This window comes from Pseudomonas sp. AP42 (genome assembly GCF_001728935.1).
In the GTDB taxonomy this organism is placed as follows: domain Bacteria; phylum Pseudomonadota; class Gammaproteobacteria; order Pseudomonadales; family Pseudomonadaceae; genus Aquipseudomonas; species Aquipseudomonas lactis.
Genome location: NZ_LYSO01000004.1, coordinates 12496 through 30272, shown reverse-complemented (window position 1 = coordinate 30272; position 17777 = coordinate 12496). Strand labels below are relative to the sequence as shown.

The window sequence follows — 17777 nt, the reverse complement described above, 5'->3', positions numbered from 1 at the left end:
TTACCTTATTTCGGGTTTGGGCTTGCGCCATTGGGGCAGGCTGATCAGCAACACCGCGCTGATGATCACCAGCATTGCCAGGGCTTCTTCCAGGCCGATGCTCTCACCCACGAACACAATCCCCAGTAACACGGCCACGGCCGGGTTCACATAGGCATAGCTGGTCGCCGCCGCCGGGCGGACGTGCTTGAGCAAGTACATATAAGCGTTGAAGGCAATGATCGAGCCGAACACCGTGAGGTACGCCAGGGCCAGCCAGCCTTCCAGCGGCGGCATGGCCTGCAGGTGCTCGCCAGACAATGCGCTGACGATCAGCAGCGCCACGCCAGCCACGAGCATTTCCGCGGCGCTGGCCATCGCGCCTTGGGGCAGCGGCAAGTGGCGGCTCCACACCGAGCCGAAGGCCCAGGACGCCGCCGCCATCAACAGCAACACCGCGCCCAGTGGGCTCGACTGCAAGGTACTGCCCATGTTGAGCATGGCAATGCCGATGATCCCCAGCAGCACCCCGGCCCATTCCAGCCGTGTATTACGTGCGCCCCAGAAAAACCCACACAGCAAGGTAAACAGCGGCACCGTCGCCACCGCCAGCGCGGCCACGCCGGATGACACGCCCATATGTTCGGCCACACTCACGCCACCATTGCCCACGGTGAGCAGCAAAATGCCGATCATCCCGGCCGCCTTCCACTGCGGCCAGGTCGGCGCCGGCACCCCGCGCCACCTGAGAAAGCCGTACATCAAGGCGCCCGCCGTGCAAAACCGAATGCCCGCCAGCAACAACGGCGGCCAGTACTCCACGCCAATGCGGATCACCAGGTAGGTGGAACCCCAGATCACATACAACGCAAAAAAGGCGGCGATCAACGGTAAGGGAAAGCGACGTGGGCCAGGCATTGGGCGGCTCTATGACAGGAAATGGGAGACTTATTCTAGAAACGAAGGTGGATAAACTTAAGTTACAAAACCTGTTTAAAACGCCAATACACTTCTCAAACCATGGTTATCAAGGCTATAAACCGTGCTTTCGAAAGCGATGCGCAACCGGAGCCTTATCATGGACAAATACGACCGCATGCTCCTCAGCGCCCTGCTTGAAGATGGCCGCGCTTCCTACGCGCAACTGGCACGCACCGTAAACCTCTCCGCCCCCGCCGTGGCCGAACGCGTGGCCAAGCTTGAGGCCAGCGGCGTGATCACCGGGTACCAAGCCAAGGTGGATTTATCCAAAGTGGGTTTGCCGATTCAATGCGTGATCGAGTTGCGGCTGACCAACCATGGCAGCCAAAAGGTGTACGACGCCCTGGCGGAAATACCCGAACTGACCGAATGCCACCGCGTCACCGGCGACCCGTGCGTGATCATGCAAGCGGCGGTGGGCTCGATGCCCGAGCTGGAAAACCTGATTAATCGGGTAGCGAAGTTCGGCTTCAGCAAGACCTCGATTATTTTGTCCAGCGCTATAGAGCGGCGGGTGCCGTTGGGGCAGTTGGACACCAATGGCAAAAATGGTGGCTGAGCGATCGCCATCGCAAGCAAGCCCGGCTCCCACAGGGATCGCGTACTGCCAACTGTGGGAGCTGGCTTGCCTGCGATGGCGTCAGTGGCCTCACCGAAGAGTCGAACGCTGGACGATCAAATCGACTATCTGCTCGATGGTCGTGATGTGATCCCAATCCTCCTGCGTCGCTTGCAGCTTGAACTGCCATTTGATCTGCATGACAAAGCACGTCAGGTCGTCATCAATGATGTCGAAGTCATGGATGAAATCGGTTTGCTCCGTCACATCGCTTCGGTCGATAAAGCCGATGATATCGACGAATAGCTGGATCACTTTTTCGCTGATGACGGCTCTGGTCAGGCTACCTTCCATTTCTCGCCTCATAGGCACACTTACCAATACTGACTAGGTCAAAGACTGCAAGCCCGGCAGCGACGAAGGGGATGCCTCGCCCGATGATGCCAAATACCCGGACGGTGCCAAACGTTGCCTTTGCCATTCTGGCCATGGTGGGTTGCCTGATCAATGTACGAGGAAAAAAGCGCATGCCGATCAGGCTAGCCAGGTTCGTGGTTTTGCTGGAGCCGACGTGAACCCAAGCACCCACCGCAATTTTGCTTATCGGTATGCCCGCCGCGCCAGTGATCACGGTGGCTGCCGTGAGGCCGTAGTGTTGCTGTGTACATTTCCAGAGTTCATCAAACGTCGTATCCGGCACAGCGGGGTCAGCATGAATCGGCTTGAGTAACTGGTAATGAGGGCCATGACTCCAACCTGGCGAACTCGGCAACACCATGACTGCCGGGCAGCTTGTCATCGTGTTGCCCACATGAAATGCCATGCTTGAACTGGAGCCCAGATCAATGCCATTTGATTCAAGTTCCAACTTGCTTCGCATAATCGCTGTATGAAGATCGCTTTCCTGCATGACTGTAATCCCTGTGCATGAGTGACAGAGGGGATGGTAGGTCGCAGTAAGACGCGATAGAGGAGTAAAGAGGAAAACCAGAAAGGTCCTAGGTTATAGCCGGATTTGGCCTACCGACCATTCAGCGCTCAGGTGAAAGAGACCTCAAAACCTCCGTGTTTCAGTGGCCAGCAAGACCGATCCCTTTCATTTGCGGGACGTTTCCGAGAGAATTCCACGGCCTTGTTTCCGTCGGATTCGGTAGCTAGTCTCGCCCTGTCATCGAATGTTCGGTGACCGGACGTGCAAGTCCGACGACGGTAATATGCATAGCCTTAACTCTCTACGCCTGGGTTTTATCTCAGGCGCTAAGTGTCATGGCAGCTGTACGCGGGAGATCTTCGGATCTACCGGACTCCGTCTCGGTCTTGCACACCTGCGTACTGCTGCCACCCTAATTCGTGTGCAAGCGAACGGTTGCAGCTTCTTACCTGACGGAGAAGTTTCACCATGGTCAAAAAAGTCACCCCCGATCCACCCCAGCCCAAAACCGACTTCCTCAGCGAAGACGCCCTGCTCCACCGTCGAGCCATCGACTATTACCTCAAGGCATCCGCCCCGGATGCGCCGATCTTTATCCTGAATGACAACCTGAGCTTCGAAGACGCCCTGGCCCATGCGGCGGAGTTGTTGCACTGCGCGGTGGAGACAGCGAATGCGTCGGGTGAGGTGATGAAGGCGCCGCAGCGGGCGGTGATGCATTTGGTGGAGATGGCGAAGGGGGTGGTGGACCAGGCGCTGGAGTGCGCACAGCCTCGATAGGCCACGCATAACCCCATGTGGGAGCGGGCTTGCCCGCGATAGCGGAGGGTCACGCAATAAATGGCTGGCTGATACACAGCTATCGCAGGCAAGCCAGCTCCCACATTGGAACTTCAGTGTTCTTGAGGGGGTGGCTGGATCAGAACCCGCGATGTTTCTTCAGGTGTTCATTGATCTTCGCCGCCGGCACTTTCTGCAAGGTGCACAACAGGTCATGGGACAGTTCACGCAGGCCGTGAGTCTGGCGCAGTTCCTGGGCCAGGTGCGCCGTGAGGTTGGCGGCCATTTCCGCGTCCGCCAGCGCCCGGTGAGCCTGGCCGGTGTGGGGCAGTTTGGCGTAGGCGTTGAGGGTGCCGAGCTTGTGGTTGGGCGCCGCTGGCATGAGGCGGCGGGCCAGGAGCAGGGAGCAGGCGAATTTCTGCAGGCGGGTGCGGCGGATCAGGCCGAGCTCAAAGTCCCAGAACTTCTGGTCGAACGCGGCGTTGTGCGCCATCAAGGGCGTGGGGCCGACGAACTCATTGACCTCGTTCATCACCCGCTCAGCCGGTGGCGCGCTGCGCAGCATGGCGTTGCTGATGCCGGTGAGCTGTTCGATAAACGCCGGTATGCGCACGCCAGCGTTCATCAGGCTCTGGTAGCGGTCCACGATTTGCCCGCGCTCAAGGATGACCACGCCAATCTCCGTGGCCCGGCAGTGGCTGCTGGGGGTGATGCCGGTGGTTTCAAAGTCGATGACCGCTATACGTTCCAAACCTGTTCCAACTCCGTTCTACGATCTATTTGAGCAACAACGCGCCTTCGATCGGCACATAGTGACTGGCGGCGCGTATCAATGAGTTGGCCGTCAGCCCCGGCACGCCGTAGGCCACGGCCCGCACGCCATGCTTGTGGATGATGCGCTCGAGCAGCATGTCGAAATCACCGTCACCGGAGGCCAGCACGACTTCGTCGACATGGTCGGCGGCGTCCATGATGTCCAGCGTGATGCCCACGTCCCAGTCGCCCTTGGCCGAGCCATCGCTGCGCTGGATATACGGCTTGAGTTTTACCGTAAAGCCCAGGTTGCGCAGGATCTGCTGGAATTGCTGCTGCTTGCTGTCGCCGCGGTCGATGGCATAGGCGTACGCCTCGACAATCTGCCCGCGCGCGCTGATGTCAGCCCACAGGGCGGCGTAGTTGAAGTGGCAACCATAGGCCTGGCGCACGGTGTAGTAGAGGTTTTGCACATCGGCGAACACCGCAATTTTTTTCACCGCACTTCCTCATGGACAGCCAGGCGCCAGCGCCCGGAAAGGGCGCCAGTATGCCAGCCAAGGGAGTGTTTCCGGGAAAAAATCAGACCGGAGCGCCGCAGCGTTCCGGTCTGCGTGGGTCAGACGAAAGAATCGTCGTCGCCAAAGGATGAGGAATCGTCCGAATAATCGCTGTCGGTGTTATCGCTGCCCCAGCGGTCATTACCGGCGAACTGCTGGTCGTCGTTGCCCCAGTTGCCTTGATCGCTGGCCGGTGCCGGTTGTTCGATGATCTCTTCCACCACCTGGGGCTGCGAGTTGTGATGGAACAGGCTGCTGATCCCTTCGGCCAGCAACACACCACCGGCCACGCCGGCGGCGGTCTTCATGGCGCCACCGAGGAAACCACTGCCGGCTGGTGCGGCGACCGGTGCTTGAGGTGGCTGGTAGTTCTGTTGCGGCGCTGGCTGGCCAAAAGCGGGCCGCGCCGGCTCACGCCAGCCGCCACCTGAGTTGCTCGGCGCAGGCTGTGGGTCACGGGAGCTGCCGCCAAAGATGCTCGACAGGAACCCACCACCGCTGGCCGGCGCAGGTTGCGTGGCCTTGGCCCGTTGCAGCTCGTCCTGCAATTGCTGGATCTGCTGGGCCTGTTGCTTGTTCTGCGCGTCGAGGCTCTGCAGCGCATGTTCCTGCACCAGAATCGACTGGGTCATGTAGTAGCCGACGGCGGGTTGACGAGCCATATGCTCCTTGATCCGCGCTTCGGCCTGGGCGTCGCGGGGGGCTGAGTCCGTTTCGGCTTGTTGCAACCGTGAAAACAGTCCATCGATCAGGGTTTGCTCTTCGCTGTTCATGGCGACCTCGTAGATTGCCGATAAAAAATTCTCGTCCCGCCTGTGATCAGGCCAGGGGCGTTTCAGTTATGGGGATGTTACGAGTTGTTTCAATGGTCTTTACTCAAGGTTTACGTTTGCGCCCCTTTGAGCCTGATCGGTTAAAGTGTCGCCCTCTGCTTCCAGGCCTGTGATGACCCTGATGAATCCGTTAGACGTTTTGCGCGACTCTTTCCGCTTTACCCAGCGCAACCTGGGCGCCATCGTCCAGCTATGCCTGCCATTGGTGATCCTCGAAGCCTTGCTGCAACAGGTGCTGGACCACACGCTGGGCCCGGATGCGTTTCCCGGCTACAGCGTGGTCGTGGGTTTGTTGGTGTACCCGCTGTACACCGGCGCCTTGATCCTGTTTCTCGACGCCCGCACCCGGGGCGAGTCGCCGCGCACCAAGGATGTGTGGGCCATGGCCTTGAGCCTGTGGCCGCGTTTTGCCCTGCTGACGGCCATGAGCACCTTGCTGATTTTGCTGGGGCTGTCGCTGTATTTCCTGCCGGGCTTGTGGCTGATGGTGGTGTTGGCGTTTGCCGAATACCTGCTGGTATTGCGCGGCATGCCGGCGTTAGCGGCGATGAAAGAAAGCCTGCGCCTCACCCGTGGGCATTTCTGGCGCATCCTGGTGTGCCTGCTGTGCGTGATGACGCCGTTGTGGCTGCTCAAGGGCGCCAGCGTAGCGGCGTACCCTGAGCCGGCGCCGTTGCTGGGGCTGCTGATGGACAGCGCCCACAGCTTCCTGCAACTGTTTACCAGCGTGGTGTTGTTCCGTTTATTCATGCTGATCGGTGGCGACGCCGACGTGCGGTGATATGCTCCGTGGCTCTTCTGACACGCACATAAGCCGAGCCGATGACCCGTTTATTGCGCATCACCCTGTTGAGCCTGTTGATCATCGCCGGCCTGCTGGCCGCGCTGATCTACAGCCTGACCTGGCGCCCTGCCGACAAAGAGACCCTGCCTGTCAGCTGCGTGGCACCCCGCGCGCCGACGCTGTTGCCGGGGCAGGCGCTCAAGGTCATGACCTGGAATGTGCAATACCTGGCGGGCAAGAACTACGTGTTCTGGTACGACACCCCGGATGGCAGCGGCCCGGACGATCGCCCCACCGTCGAAGACATGGCGTTCAGCCTCGACGAAGTGGCGCGGGTGATTCGCGACGAACAGCCTGACGTCCTGCTGTTGCAGGAAGTCGACGAAGGCGCCAAGCCTTCCCACTATCAGGACCAGCTTGCGCTGTTGCAGGAGCGCCTGGTGGATCTGTACCCGTGCAGCACTCAGGCGTTCGACTGGAAGGCCGACTTTGTGCCCAGCCTGCCTATCTTCGGCAGCGTCGGGCGCAAGCTGGCGACACTCAGCCGCTACCAGATCGAGCACGCCGAACGCCTGCAACTGCCGGCCGCCGAAGCCAACTTCATCAGCCGCCAGTTCCAGCCTAAACCTGCGTTGCTGCTCACTTACCTGCCCTTGAGCGATGGCGGCCAACTGGCCGTGCTCAATACACGCCTGGACGGCGGCGCACCTGGCCGCTCGGCCGCGCAACAACAGGTGCAAGCCACAGCCAAACTGCTGGATAAATTCGAAGGCCGGGGCACGCCCTGGTTGATCGGCGGGGATTTCAACCTGCTGCCACTGGGCCAATACCTGCGCCTGGACGCCGCTAAGCGTGGGCAGTATTCGCCGGACAGCGAGTTGCACCTGCTGTGGGACAAGTACCCGATGATCCCGCGCAATAGCGAATCCAGCGGGGTTGATCGCGAAAAATGGCTGACGCACTTCCCCAACGACCCAAGCCTGGACGGGCCGGATCGCACCTTGGATTACCTGTTCTACAGCCCGCGCATCAAGCGGGTAGAGGCAAAGGTGAGGCAGGAAGACACGTTGCGCATCTCCAACCATTTGCCGGTCATTGCCCGCTTCCTGTTGCCTGCCGCGCAATGAGCGTTGACACGCCCCCCCTGTGGGAGCGGGCTTGCTCGCGAAGGCGTCGTGTCAGCTAATACATGCACTGGCTGACACACCGCCTTCGCGAGCAAGCCCGCTCCCACCTATTGGATCTTTGTCGTTAGGGTTTGCGAGGCTTGATCCGAGCCGTCGCTTCGGCCACCAACGGGTCATCCGGCCAGTAATGCTTGGGGTAGCGCCCTTTCAAATCCTTCTTCACCTCGGCGTAGGTACTGCGCCAGAAGTTCGCCAAATCCTGCGTGACCTGCACCGGCCGCCGCGCCGGGGACAGCAGGTGCAGCTTCACGGCCAGGCGCCCGCCGGCAATGCGCGGGGTGTCTGCCAGCCCGAACAATTCCTGCAAGCGCACTGCCAAAATCGGCGGCTGCTCGCTGTAGTCCAGGCGCACTGAGGAGCCCGACGGCACTTTCACATGCTGCGGCGCCAGCTCTTCCAGGCGTTGGGGCAAGGGCCAGGGCAGCAGGTTGTGCAGGTAGCTGGAAATATCCAGATTGGCGAAATGGCTGAGGCGCGAGACCTTGCCCAGGTAAGGCATCAGCCAATGCTCCAGGCTGGCGAGCAGGGCCTTGTCGCTGAGGTCGGGCCACTCGCTGGTGTTGCCCGCATCCAGTTGGCGCAGCAACATCACACGGGCTTGCCATTGGCGCAGTTCCGGGGTCCAGGGCAGCAGTTCCAGGCCTTTGCGGCGCACCAGGTTGACCAGCGCCTGGCTGCGGGCGGACTCGTCGAGGCCGGTCAAGGGTTCACGGCTGAGTACCAACTCGCCGACTTTACGCTGGCGCTCGGCGCGCAAGACGCCTTCGCGCTCGTCCCAGTCGAGTTGGTCGACGTTGCGCACTTGCTCGGCCAGCACCGTATCGAACAGCGCCGGATCAAAATCCGCCGCCAGGTAGATGCGTTCTTCGCGCTGGCCCTGGCGGCTGCCCAGGTCGGCGATCACCAGCCAGGGTTGTTTCATCAGGCTGTCGGCTTCGGCAAACAGCGCCGCTCGGCCATTGGCCAGACGGTATTCAGCGCCACCGGGGCGGCGTTGCTGGGCGACGCGGTCTGGGTAGGCCAGTGCCAGCAAGGCGCCGAGCCAGCGCGGGTGGTCCGGGTTATCCACCGGCTGGGTCGCCTTGCCGCGCAGGTAGCCACGGTATTGCCGGGCCAGTTGCTTGGCGCGCTGCACGCCACCTTGAGTGCCGCGCGCACGCTCTTCTCCGGACATCAGCGCCAGGCGGCTGTGCAAATCGGCACCGCCGCCGCGCAAGATGTCGCGCTCGCCTAACAGGGCTGCCACGTCACAGGCGGTGGCGGCGAGACCCAGGTCCTGGCCACGCAATAACAGATGGGCGATACGCGGGTGAGCCGGCAACTCCGCCATCTTCTGGCCATGGGCGGTGAGGTTTTCTTCGTTCAATGCACCGAGGCGTTGCAACAGGTCCTGAGCCTGGGCATATGCGGCCGTCGGTGGCACGTCCAGCCACACCAATTGGTTGGGCGTCACGCCCCAACGGGCCAGTTGCAAGGCCAGCCCCGCCAGGTCGGCGGCGAGGATTTCCGCACTGCCATAAGCGGCCAGACCGTCGTGCTGGTCTTCAGACCACAACCGGTAACACACCCCCGGCTCCAACCGCCCTGCCCGGCCGGCGCGCTGGGTGGCGCTGGCGCGGGAGATGCGCTGGGTGTCGAGGCGGGTCATGCCGCTGCCGGGGTCGAAACGCGGCACCCGCGCCAACCCAGCGTCGATCACCACACGCACGCCGTTGATGGTCAGGCTGGTCTCGGCGATGTTGGTGGCCAGCACCACTTTGCGCTTGCCGGCCGGCGCCGGGTCGATGGCGGCGCGCTGGGCATTGAGGTCCAGCTCGCCATGCAGGGGGCACAACAGCACCTCAGGACTATCACCCAGGGCGTCGGCCAATTGCTGGTTGACCCGGCGAATCTCCGCCTGCCCCGGCAGAAATACCAGCACACTGCCGGTCTCGTCATGCAGGGCTTCGAGGATGGTTTGCACCACGCGCGGCTCGATAAACTCCCCAGCCTGGTACGGCCGGCCCCAGCGCATCTGCACCGGGAACATGCGCCCTTCACTGCGCAGGATCGGCGCGTCATCCAGCAAGCCCGCCAAGCGCTCGCCCTCAAGGGTGGCGGACATCAGCAGGATCTTCAGCGGCTGCTCGTCGCGAAACAGCTCGCGACCGTTAAGGCTCAGGGCCAGCGCCAGGTCGGCGTCGAGGCTGCGCTCGTGAAATTCGTCGAAGATCAACAAGCCCACGCCATCCAGCGCCGGGTCGTCCTGCAGGCGGCGGGTGAGGATACCTTCGGTGACCACCTCGATGCGCGTATTAGGGCCGACTTTGCTGTCCAGGCGAATGCGGTAGCCCACGGTCTCACCGACCTTTTCGCCCAGCTCACTGGCCAGCCGCTCGGCAGCAGCACGGGCAGCCAGGCGCCGGGGTTCGAGCATCAGGATGGTTTGCCCGGCAAGCCACGGCTCATGCAACAAGGCCAAGGGCACGCGGGTGGTTTTACCGGCGCCGGGGGGCGCTTCCAGCACGGCTTCATGGCGATGCGCCAAGGCGTCACGCAGGGCGGGTAAAACATCATCGATCGGCAACGAATTCATACTGGCTCCAAAGCAGAGCGGCGAGTATAACGGCGAACTGCCGAGTGCCGATGCGGGTCTCAAAAACAGCCACTCTTGGGACTGGGAATGCAGTCAAAGGTGGGAGCTGGCTTGCCTGCGATAGCGGTATGACAGTTGCCACTGTATTCCCCGAGCCGACGCTATCGCAGGCAAGCCAGCTCCCACATTGGTTCATCGGCGCCTGGCCGATCTGGCTTATAGTCACCCTTAAATCTGTTCAGGAGACTTTTTCATGCGTATCGCTTCCCGTGTCATCGGCGGTGTCCTCGCCGTTACCCTGCTGAGCCAACTTACCGCCTGCGGGTCGATTTTCTACCCCGACCGTCGTGGCCAGATCGACGGCAAGATCGACCCGACCATCGCGGTACTCGATGCCCTCGGCCTGTTGTTTTATGTGATCCCCGGCCTGATCGCCTTCGGTGTCGACTTCGCCACGGGCGCCATTTACTTCGAACCGGGCAAGACCGCCCAGGTCGCCCCCGAGAAACTGCACGAAGCCATCGGCGCCGACGGCACGGTCGATAACGCCAAGCTGCAAAGCATCATCCAGAAGGAAACCGGCCGCACCTTGCCGCTGGATGACCCGCGCCTGATCCAGTTCAAGGGCAGCGTGCAGCAACTGGCGGCCCTGGGCCTGCAGCCTGCCGCGTAAGGGCTGCCTATGACCAGCAGCCCCGAACACGCCAGGCTCTTGCGCCTGGCCACCCGCGCCTCGGTGGGCGTGGCCTGTGTGCTGATTGTGACCAAGGCCATCGCCTGGTGGCTCAGCGGCTCGGTGAGCATGCTCGCTGGGTTGACCGACTCACTGCTCGACGGCGTGACGTCGCTGCTAAATTTGCTGGCAGTGCATTACGCCCTGCGCCCGGCCGATGACGATCACCGCTATGGGCATGGCAAGGCGGAGTCATTGGCGGGAATGGCGCAGGCCTTGTTTATCGCCGGCAGTGCAGTGCTGATTGCGCTGCAGGCGTATGAACGGCTAAAGCATCCGGAGCCGGTCGGCGCACCGTGGTTGAGTATCGGCGTGATTATCTTGTCTCTGGCACTGACCGTGGCCCTGCTGATGTTGCAGCACCGCGTGGTACGCGAGACCGGCTCCAACGCGGTGCGCGCCGACTCGCTGCATTACCGCTCGGACTTGCTGCTCAATGGCAGCATCCTGATTGCGCTGGTGTTGGCAGGCTTTGGCTTTCATCAGGTCGACGCCTGGTTCGGCATGGGAATCGCCGCCTACATCCTGTGGAGCGCGATCCAGATCGCCCGGGAAAGCTTTGCGGTGCTGATGGATGAAGAGTTACCGCCAGACGTCAGCCAGCACATGCTGGAACTGGCCCGGGGCGTGCCCGGCGTACTGGGTGCCCACGACTTGCGCACGCGGGTTTCCGGTAACCACTGGTTTGTGCAGTTGCACCTGGAGTTACCGGGGGAATTGACGCTGTCGGTGGCACACGGCATCAGCGACCAGGCCGCCGATGCCATTCACCGGGAATACCCGAAAGCCGAAGTGCTGGTGCACGCCGACCCACGGGAAGTGGTCACCGGCAGCAAGGCCTAGTACTGCACCTGATACCCGCGACTGCCCAGGCAGTTGCCCTGGGCCTGGCGGTAGGTTTGCACCACTGCCGGATCGGGGGCGTAAGTCACGGTGCGCGGGTCGAAGCCACTTTGCTGCACCGCCCAGCGATAACAGTCGTAGCCGTCCTGCTGGACCTGGGCCGGGGATTGGCCATTGGCCGGGTAAGCCACTACGTCATAACCGTTGCCTTGAGGCGCCGGCGGGGGTGATGGCACCTGCGTCGGCGGCTGCACCACTACGTATTGCTGGGTGCTTTGCTCATAGGCGTAATACGCGCCTGCGGCGAGGAACAACAGCGAGCCCCCTACCCACACTTCACGCGCGTAGTCCGGCAGGTAATGCACGCGGATGCCGTAGGGCGGCGTCACCACCACGTAGCGCGGGCCTTGGGGGCGATACCAGTAGCCACCGGAGAAAAAGTAGTCCTGGCCACGGTAAGGCACGCGGTAATTGCGGTCGGGAAAACGGTCGATGACATAACCAGGGCGATGTTGCGGGCCAGGGCCCCAGCCGTTGCCATGCCCGTCGGGGCGGCCTGGCCAGCGGTTATCACCGGGGCGATCGTTACCCGGACGCGAACCAGGGCCGCCGGCCTCCCAATGCCGATTGTCATCGGGGCGTCTGGGAATATCACGGTAATAACCCTGGCGCGGCTCCTGAGTCTGACGCACGGCATCGGGCCGGCCCTGGATCGGCAGGTTATGCTCCGGCCGCGGCCCACCTTCGGGGCCCCGTTCATGCTGCCCCTGCGGCCCACGCCCCGGGCCCGGTGAGTTATCGCGTTCGTCGGCCATCGCCTGGGAGCCGACGCTGACCACCAGCAAACCAACACCTGCCATACGCCAGATGCGCTTCATGCTTTTCCTCACTGCGGATTGGGGCTTGATCATGAGACTGGAAAAGCCTCGCCCGGTTCTGAGACAGGTTATCAGTCACGAGAACTATTTTCTGAAGGCAAAACGCACACAAAGAAAAAGGGGTGACCCGTCGGCCACCCCTTGAGAATTTCGTCCTGGCTCAACGCTTTTGACGTTGGCTCACCTCACGCCGTCTTGTGGACAGTGTGCAGCCTGGAGGCCGGCTCAACCCTGCTGGGGCGGCGGCCGCAACGGGCCTGATTGGGCGCGTTGCTGTGGACTGTTGTCCAGGCGGTGATTCTGTTGGTAATCATAGGCGTGCCGGGCGGGCAGAGGATTGCGAAGATTGCGTCAATAAACAGTGCTTGCGCAATTTTTAACCCTTCATGGATAATTCACCGCAATAGTTACGACAAAGGCCAACCCAATGAGCAAGCTTGACCGATACGACCTGAGTATTCTGGCGGAATTGCAGCGCGACGCGAGGATCTCCAACCAGGAGCTGGCCGAGCGCATCGGCCTGTCGCCTTCGCCCTGCTCACGCCGGGTCAAGCAGTTGGAAGACGACGGCTACATCGCCCGCCAGGTCGCCCTGCTCGACCGCAAGATGCTCGGCCTGAGCCTCACGGCTTATGTATTGATCGGCATGGACCGTCACACGCCGGAACGCTTCGAAAACTTCGAAGCCGCCATCCGCACCCTGCCGCAAGTGCTGGAGTGCAGTTTGGTGACCGGCATGGATGCGGACTATCAGTTGAAGGTGGTAGTGCCGGACATGGACCATTATCAGAAGCTGCTGCTGGGCCACCTGACGCGGATTGAAGGCGTGACCAGCGTGCGCTCCAGCTTTGTGCTCAATCAGGTATTGAACAGCACCGAACTGCCCCTCACCCACCTGCGCACCTGAGAACAACGATGTCCAACTGTAGGAGCGAGCTTGCTCGCGAAAAACGTTAACGATAACGCCTGCCTTCTGAATGAACGCGGCGTCTGTGAGTTTTTCGCGAGCAAGCTCGCTCCTACAATGGCATCAGGCCCCCCGCCGTTTGACCGTGCAGGACTCAGGTCAATGTTGCCGGTGTGACGCTGCCGTATACTGCTCGCTTGTCTTGTCGGAAGAGCCCCATGAACAACATCGATCCCGCCCTGTTTGAAGAATGGATGATGACTGGCCTGGTCAGCATCCTGATCATTTTCATGGGCTTTATCGTCTGGGACCTGGCGAAGAAATCCAAGGCCGGGCGCTTTGGTTCGTTCATCCTGTTTTTCGTGCTGGGGCTGGGCGTGGCGGCGTTCATCATCAAGAGCGTGGTGATCGGCCTGATTGAATCCGGCGCCTTATAAGCGCGCCGGCACCGCCTTCCACTGGCCTTGATCCAGGCCGTCGATCGACCACTCACCAATACGCACGCGCACCAGGCGCAGGGTCGGCAAGCCTACTGCCGCGGTCATGCGCCGTACCTGGCGGTTACGCCCTTCGCGAATCACCAGTTCCAGCCAGTGGGTGGGCACGCTTTTACGAAAACGCACCGGCGGGTTGCGCGGCCATAATGCCGGTTCATCCAGTTGCCGTGCCTCGGCCGGCAAGGTCATGCCGTCGTTGAGCTCCACGCCGTCACGCAGGCGTTGCAGTTGCTCTTCGGTGGGCTCGCCTTCTACCTGCACCCAGTAGGTTTTCGCCAGTTTGTGCTTGGGGTCGGCAATCCGCGCTTGTAGCTGACCATCGTTGGTCAACAGCAGCAGGCCCTCGCTGTCCCGGTCCAAGCGCCCTGCCGGGTAAATACCGGGAATATCAATAAAATCCTTGAGCGTCGCACGCCCGCTTTCGTCGCTGAACTGGGTCAGCACGTCGAAAGGTTTATTGAACAGGATCAACTTCGGCTCGGCCGGTGGCGCCTTGGCAACGCGGCGAGCGGCAGAGTGCGGAGGTTTCACGCCAGGGCGGCGTGAATCGGGACGGCTGGGACGGGACATGGCAAAGGAACATCTAACGGTCAGGACCGACAATGCTAGTGGCCTGACCGCTAAATGACCATCCCAACCGCTTAGCGGAACGGCGGCTCGTCGAAGCTGCGCAGTTTGCGCGAGTGCAAGGAGTTGAGTTCGGTGCGCAACAGGTCGACCGCTTCGATGCCGATCTTCAAGTGCTGGCTGACCGCACGCTCATAGAACGCGTTGGCCGAGCCCGGCAGCTTGATCTCGCTGTGCAAGGGTTTGTCCGATACGCACAACAAGGTGCCGTAAGGCACGCGCAAACGGTAACCCTGGGCAGCGATGGTGCCGCTTTCCATGTCCACGGCCACGGCGCGGGACAGGTTGATCAGCGGCCGCTCCTGAGCCCAGCGCAGTTCCCAGTTACGGTCGTCGTAGGTCAGCACGGTGCCGGTGCGCAGGCGTTTTTTCAGCTCTTCGCCTTTTTCGCCAGTGACCTTGGCCGCCGCCTGCTGAAGCGCCAACTGCACTTCGGCCAGGGCCGGGATCGGGATGTTCGGCGGTACTACACGGTCCAGAATCCCGTCGCGGCGCATATAGGCGTGGGCCAGTACGTAGTCGCCGATGGTCTGGGATTGGCGCAAGCCGCCGCAGTGGCCGATCATCAGCCAGCAATGCGGGCGCAGTACGGCCAGGTGGTCGGTGATGTTCTTGGCGTTGGACGGGCCCACGCCGATGTTCACCAGGGTCACGCCGTGGCCGTCAGTGGCCTGCAGGTGATACGCCGGCATCTGGTAGCGGTGCCACACCACGCCGGCGGCAATGGCCGAGGCTTCGCCGTGGTCCATGCTCTTGTCGATCACCACGTTGCCGGGCAGCACCATGCGGATGAACCGCGGGTCGCTGCGCAGTTGTTCTAGGCCATGCAGGATGAACTGGTCCACGTAGCGGTGGTAGTTGGTCAGCAGGATCCACGGCTGCACATGGCGCCAGTCGCTGCCGGTGTAATGCACCAGGCGACGCAGGGAAAAGTCCACGCGGGCGGCATCGAACAGGGCCAGGGGCAGCGGGTCGGTGTTTTCCCAGTCGTACAGGCCATCGGCAATGCCATCGGTGGCGGCAGACAGGTCGGTACTGGGGAACACGCGAGCCAGGGTCGCGGCAGTGACGCCGGAGCCGGCCAGTTCATCGCCCTGCTCCACCACATAGGGGTACGGGATGTTCTGCTGGCTGACGCCCACTTCCACCGTGACGGTGAAGTCGTGCATCAGCGGCACCAGTTGCTCCAGCAGGTACTTACGGAACGCGGCCGGGTGGGTCACGGTGACGCTGTAGGTACCCGGCAGTTGCACCTTGGCATACGCCCGAGTGGTCTGTGGCACTTCACCGTGGCAGTGGTAGGTCAGGCGCAGTTCCGGGTAGCGAAACAATGCGCGCTGCGCGGCGTCGGGCTCGACGCGGTCCTTGAGGTATTGCTTGAGCGCCTGGTTGAGCGCGCCAGTGGCACGCTCATGCAGCGCCGCCAGCCGGTCCACGGCTTCTTCGGCGGTTTTAACGACAACAAAAGCTTCGGTCACGGTAAGCATCCTGTGTTCTGACTTGCAGGCCTTTATCTTGCCTGTATCCAAGCGTCACCGAAACCACAGGATTGGAATGCGGTAAATAATGTGGGAGCGGGCTTGCTCGCGAATGCGGTGTATCAGTTACCTATTCAGTTACTGACCCCCCGCATTCGCGAGCAAGCCCGCACACATTTGGATTGTGTTTATTCAGAGCGATTGCGGGGTTGAGCGGGCGACAATTGCTTCCACGTCGACGCCACGCGGCAAGGTGCCATATACGCGCCCCGACGATTCACCCAGCCGGCTGGCAATAAACCCATCGCTGACCGCCGCATTACCCGCCTCCAACAGCAACTTGGCCTGCAACGCCAGGGCAATGTCCTCGGTCAATTGCCGCGCCCGATACTGGATGTCCTGGGTGTCCATGAACGCCGCCTTCAACTGCTCGATATGCCGCGCCAACTGTTTGTGGCCGTGGCCATCGCCCAGTTCGACAAACAGCACCTCAAGCACACCGGGCTCTTTGGACAGTGCACGCAATACGTCCAGGCACTGCACATTGCCGGAACCTTCCCACGTCGAATTCACCGGTGCCTCGCGGTAAAGGCGCGGCAGGATACTGTCCTCCACATACCCGGCACCGCCCATGCATTCGGCGGCTTCGTTGATCATCGCGGGTGCGCGCTTGCAGATCCAGTATTTGCCCACGGCCGTGACCAGCCGGGCAAATTTGGCTTCATGCGCATCATCGAGATGATCCAGGGCGCGGCCCATGCGCAGGCTCAAGGCCAGGGCCGCTTCGCTTTCCAGGGCGAGGTCGGCCAGCACGTTCTGCATCAGCGGCTGCTCGCTGAGCACGCGGCCACCCACCTGGCGATGGGCGCAGTGATGGCTGGCCTGGGTCAGCGCCTGGCGCATCAAGGCGCTGGAGCCGACCATGCAATCGAAACGGGTCATGGCGACCATTTCGATGATGGTTGGAACGCCGCGGCCTTCTTCACCAACCATCCACGCCAGGGCGCCGCGGAATTCCACTTCGCTGGAGGCGTTGGAGCAGTTGCCGAGTTTGTTCTTCAAGCGCTGGATGTAGAACTCGTTGCGCGTGTCATCCGGGCGGTGCCGAGGCAGCAGGAAACAGGTCAGGCCCTTGTCGGTCTGGGCCAAGGTCAGAAAGCCATCGCACATCGGCGCCGAACAGAACCATTTATGCCCCACCAGTTCGTAGGCCTGGCCGGGGCCGCCCGCGCCCACGGGGTAAGCGCGGGTGGTGTTGGCGCGCACGTCGGTGCCGCCCTGCTTCTCGGTCATGGCCATGCCGATAGTGGCGCCGGCCTTGTGGGCGATGCCGACATTGCGTGGGTCGTACTGGGTATTGAGGATCTTCGGCAGCCAGAGGTCCGCCAACTCCGGTTGCAGGCGCAGGGCCGGGACGCAGGCGAAGGTCATGGTCAGCGGGCAACCGCTGCCGGCTTCGGCCTGGCTGTGCAGGTAGGTCATCGCCGCACGCGCCACATGCGCGCCGGCCTGCGGATGGGCCCACGGCAACGACGGCAGGCCATGTTCGACGGCGGTGCGCATCAGTTCGTGATAAGCCGGGTGAAACTCCACCAGGTCGATGCGATGGCCATAACGGTCGTGGCTGCTGAACACCGGCTTGTTCTGGTTGGCCAGGAACCCGGCTGCCATCAACGGCCCACCCGCGAGCGCGCCGTAGGCATCCATGCGCGACTCGGCCCAGCTAGCGCCAAAGCGGCGCGACCATTCCTGCAAAGGCAAGTCGATGCGATACAGGTTGGTGCCGTCCAGGGACGGTGGCTGGTTGGTGACGTCGTGGGTTTCGGCAAACTGATGCAGGTTCATGACGGGCCTCCTGGAAAAAAGGCCGCATCGATTTCAGGCTGCCTGTA

At 61.9% G+C, this 17777-nt stretch carries 19 protein-coding genes; 8 read left to right on the top strand and 11 right to left on the bottom strand.

Annotated elements, in window-relative coordinates; translation table 11 throughout:
- A complete protein-coding gene (yedA, locus tag A7K61_RS02660) occupies positions 1-897 on the bottom strand; it encodes a drug/metabolite exporter YedA (RefSeq protein ID WP_003194388.1) in 897 nt (298 codons plus the stop codon).
- 160 nt (positions 898-1057) lie between these two features.
- Between yedA and A7K61_RS02655 the strand changes: the two genes are divergently transcribed.
- Positions 1058-1519 (top strand): Lrp/AsnC family transcriptional regulator, encoded by a 462-nt coding sequence (locus tag A7K61_RS02655; protein ID WP_069556896.1) that lies wholly within the window; start codon positions 1058-1060, stop codon positions 1517-1519.
- Positions 1520-1609: 90 nt separating this feature from the next.
- Here the strand turns inward: A7K61_RS02655 and A7K61_RS02650 are convergent, their stop codons facing one another.
- Both A7K61_RS02650 and A7K61_RS02645 read right to left on the bottom strand, forming a co-directional pair.
- A complete protein-coding gene (locus A7K61_RS02650) occupies positions 1610-1873 on the bottom strand; it encodes an acyl carrier protein (protein ID WP_044268907.1) in 264 nt (87 codons plus the stop codon).
- A complete protein-coding gene (locus tag A7K61_RS02645; protein WP_032873225.1) occupies positions 1863-2429 on the bottom strand; it encodes a hypothetical protein in 567 nt (188 codons plus the stop codon). Before A7K61_RS02645 ends, A7K61_RS02650 begins: the two co-directional genes overlap by 11 nt.
- 489 nt (positions 2430-2918) lie before the next feature.
- Here A7K61_RS02645 and A7K61_RS02640 point away from each other — a divergent pair, with 489 nt between their 5' ends.
- Entirely contained in the window at positions 2919-3230 is a 312-nt protein-coding gene (locus A7K61_RS02640) for a DUF6124 family protein (protein ID WP_014720050.1), read from the top strand.
- A gap of 139 nt (positions 3231-3369) precedes the next feature.
- Here the strand turns inward: A7K61_RS02640 and A7K61_RS02635 are convergent, their stop codons facing one another.
- The 3 genes from A7K61_RS02635 to A7K61_RS02625 all read right to left on the bottom strand — a co-directional run bounded on the left by A7K61_RS02635 (position 3370) and on the right by A7K61_RS02625 (position 5316).
- On the bottom strand, positions 3370-3981 hold the full coding sequence (locus A7K61_RS02635) for a PolC-type DNA polymerase III (RefSeq protein WP_069556895.1): 612 nt from the start codon (positions 3979-3981) through the stop codon (positions 3370-3372).
- A 25-nt stretch (positions 3982-4006) separates the two neighbouring features.
- Entirely contained in the window at positions 4007-4483 is a 477-nt protein-coding gene (locus A7K61_RS02630; protein WP_003194396.1) for an NYN domain-containing protein, read from the bottom strand.
- A gap of 119 nt (positions 4484-4602) precedes the next feature.
- On the bottom strand, positions 4603-5316 hold the full coding sequence (locus A7K61_RS02625; RefSeq protein WP_044268915.1) for a DUF2076 domain-containing protein: 714 nt from the start codon (positions 5314-5316) through the stop codon (positions 4603-4605).
- 181 nt (positions 5317-5497) lie between these two features.
- On the opposite strand from A7K61_RS02625, the gene A7K61_RS02620 reads away from it, so the two are divergent.
- Together A7K61_RS02620 and A7K61_RS02615 are read left to right on the top strand one after the other, a co-directional pair.
- Entirely contained in the window at positions 5498-6157 is a 660-nt protein-coding gene (locus A7K61_RS02620) for a YciC family protein (protein ID WP_034133780.1), read from the top strand.
- 41 nt (positions 6158-6198) lie between these two features.
- Complete coding sequence (locus tag A7K61_RS02615; RefSeq protein ID WP_047711849.1) at positions 6199-7287, top strand: endonuclease/exonuclease/phosphatase family protein; 1089 nt, start codon at positions 6199-6201, stop codon at positions 7285-7287.
- 124 nt (positions 7288-7411) lie between these two features.
- Here the strand turns inward: A7K61_RS02615 and hrpB are convergent, their stop codons facing one another.
- Positions 7412-9922 carry an ATP-dependent helicase HrpB gene (gene hrpB / locus A7K61_RS02610; protein WP_069556894.1) on the bottom strand — a complete coding sequence of 837 codons (2511 nt, stop codon included), beginning with the start codon at positions 9920-9922 and terminating at the stop codon, positions 7412-7414.
- A gap of 253 nt (positions 9923-10175) precedes the next feature.
- On the opposite strand from hrpB, the gene A7K61_RS02605 reads away from it, so the two are divergent.
- On the top strand, positions 10176-10595 hold the full coding sequence (locus tag A7K61_RS02605) for a hypothetical protein (RefSeq protein WP_003194410.1): 420 nt from the start codon (positions 10176-10178) through the stop codon (positions 10593-10595).
- A gap of 9 nt (positions 10596-10604) precedes the next feature.
- Positions 10605-11498, top strand: coding sequence for a cation diffusion facilitator family transporter (locus tag A7K61_RS02600; protein WP_069556893.1), 894 nt, complete (start codon positions 10605-10607; stop codon positions 11496-11498).
- Here the strand turns inward: A7K61_RS02600 and A7K61_RS02595 are convergent.
- Positions 11495-12376, bottom strand: coding sequence for a DUF6515 family protein (locus A7K61_RS02595; RefSeq protein WP_069556892.1), 882 nt, complete (start codon positions 12374-12376; stop codon positions 11495-11497). The genes A7K61_RS02600 and A7K61_RS02595 overlap by 4 nt on opposite strands.
- A gap of 427 nt (positions 12377-12803) precedes the next feature.
- Between A7K61_RS02595 and A7K61_RS02590 the strand changes: the two genes are divergently transcribed.
- On the top strand, positions 12804-13283 hold the full coding sequence (locus A7K61_RS02590) for an Lrp/AsnC family transcriptional regulator (protein WP_003194418.1): 480 nt from the start codon (positions 12804-12806) through the stop codon (positions 13281-13283).
- A gap of 227 nt (positions 13284-13510) precedes the next feature.
- Positions 13511-13720, top strand: a complete 210-nt coding sequence (locus A7K61_RS02585) for a DUF2788 domain-containing protein (RefSeq protein WP_016773053.1) — start codon at positions 13511-13513, stop codon at positions 13718-13720.
- Here A7K61_RS02585 and A7K61_RS02580 read toward each other — a convergent pair.
- From A7K61_RS02580 to A7K61_RS02570, 3 genes are all read right to left on the bottom strand, one after another.
- Complete coding sequence (locus A7K61_RS02580) at positions 13715-14350, bottom strand: pseudouridine synthase (RefSeq protein ID WP_069556891.1); 636 nt, start codon at positions 14348-14350, stop codon at positions 13715-13717. The genes A7K61_RS02585 and A7K61_RS02580 overlap by 6 nt on opposite strands.
- A gap of 71 nt (positions 14351-14421) precedes the next feature.
- Positions 14422-15894: an AMP nucleosidase gene (gene amn, locus A7K61_RS02575; RefSeq protein WP_153475217.1), complete on the bottom strand. Its 1473-nt coding sequence runs from the start codon at positions 15892-15894 to the stop codon at positions 14422-14424.
- Positions 15895-16077: 183 nt separating this feature from the next.
- Positions 16078-17730: an acyl-CoA dehydrogenase family protein gene (locus tag A7K61_RS02570; RefSeq protein ID WP_069556890.1), complete on the bottom strand. Its 1653-nt coding sequence runs from the start codon at positions 17728-17730 to the stop codon at positions 16078-16080.
- Positions 17731-17777 lie beyond the last annotated feature (47 nt).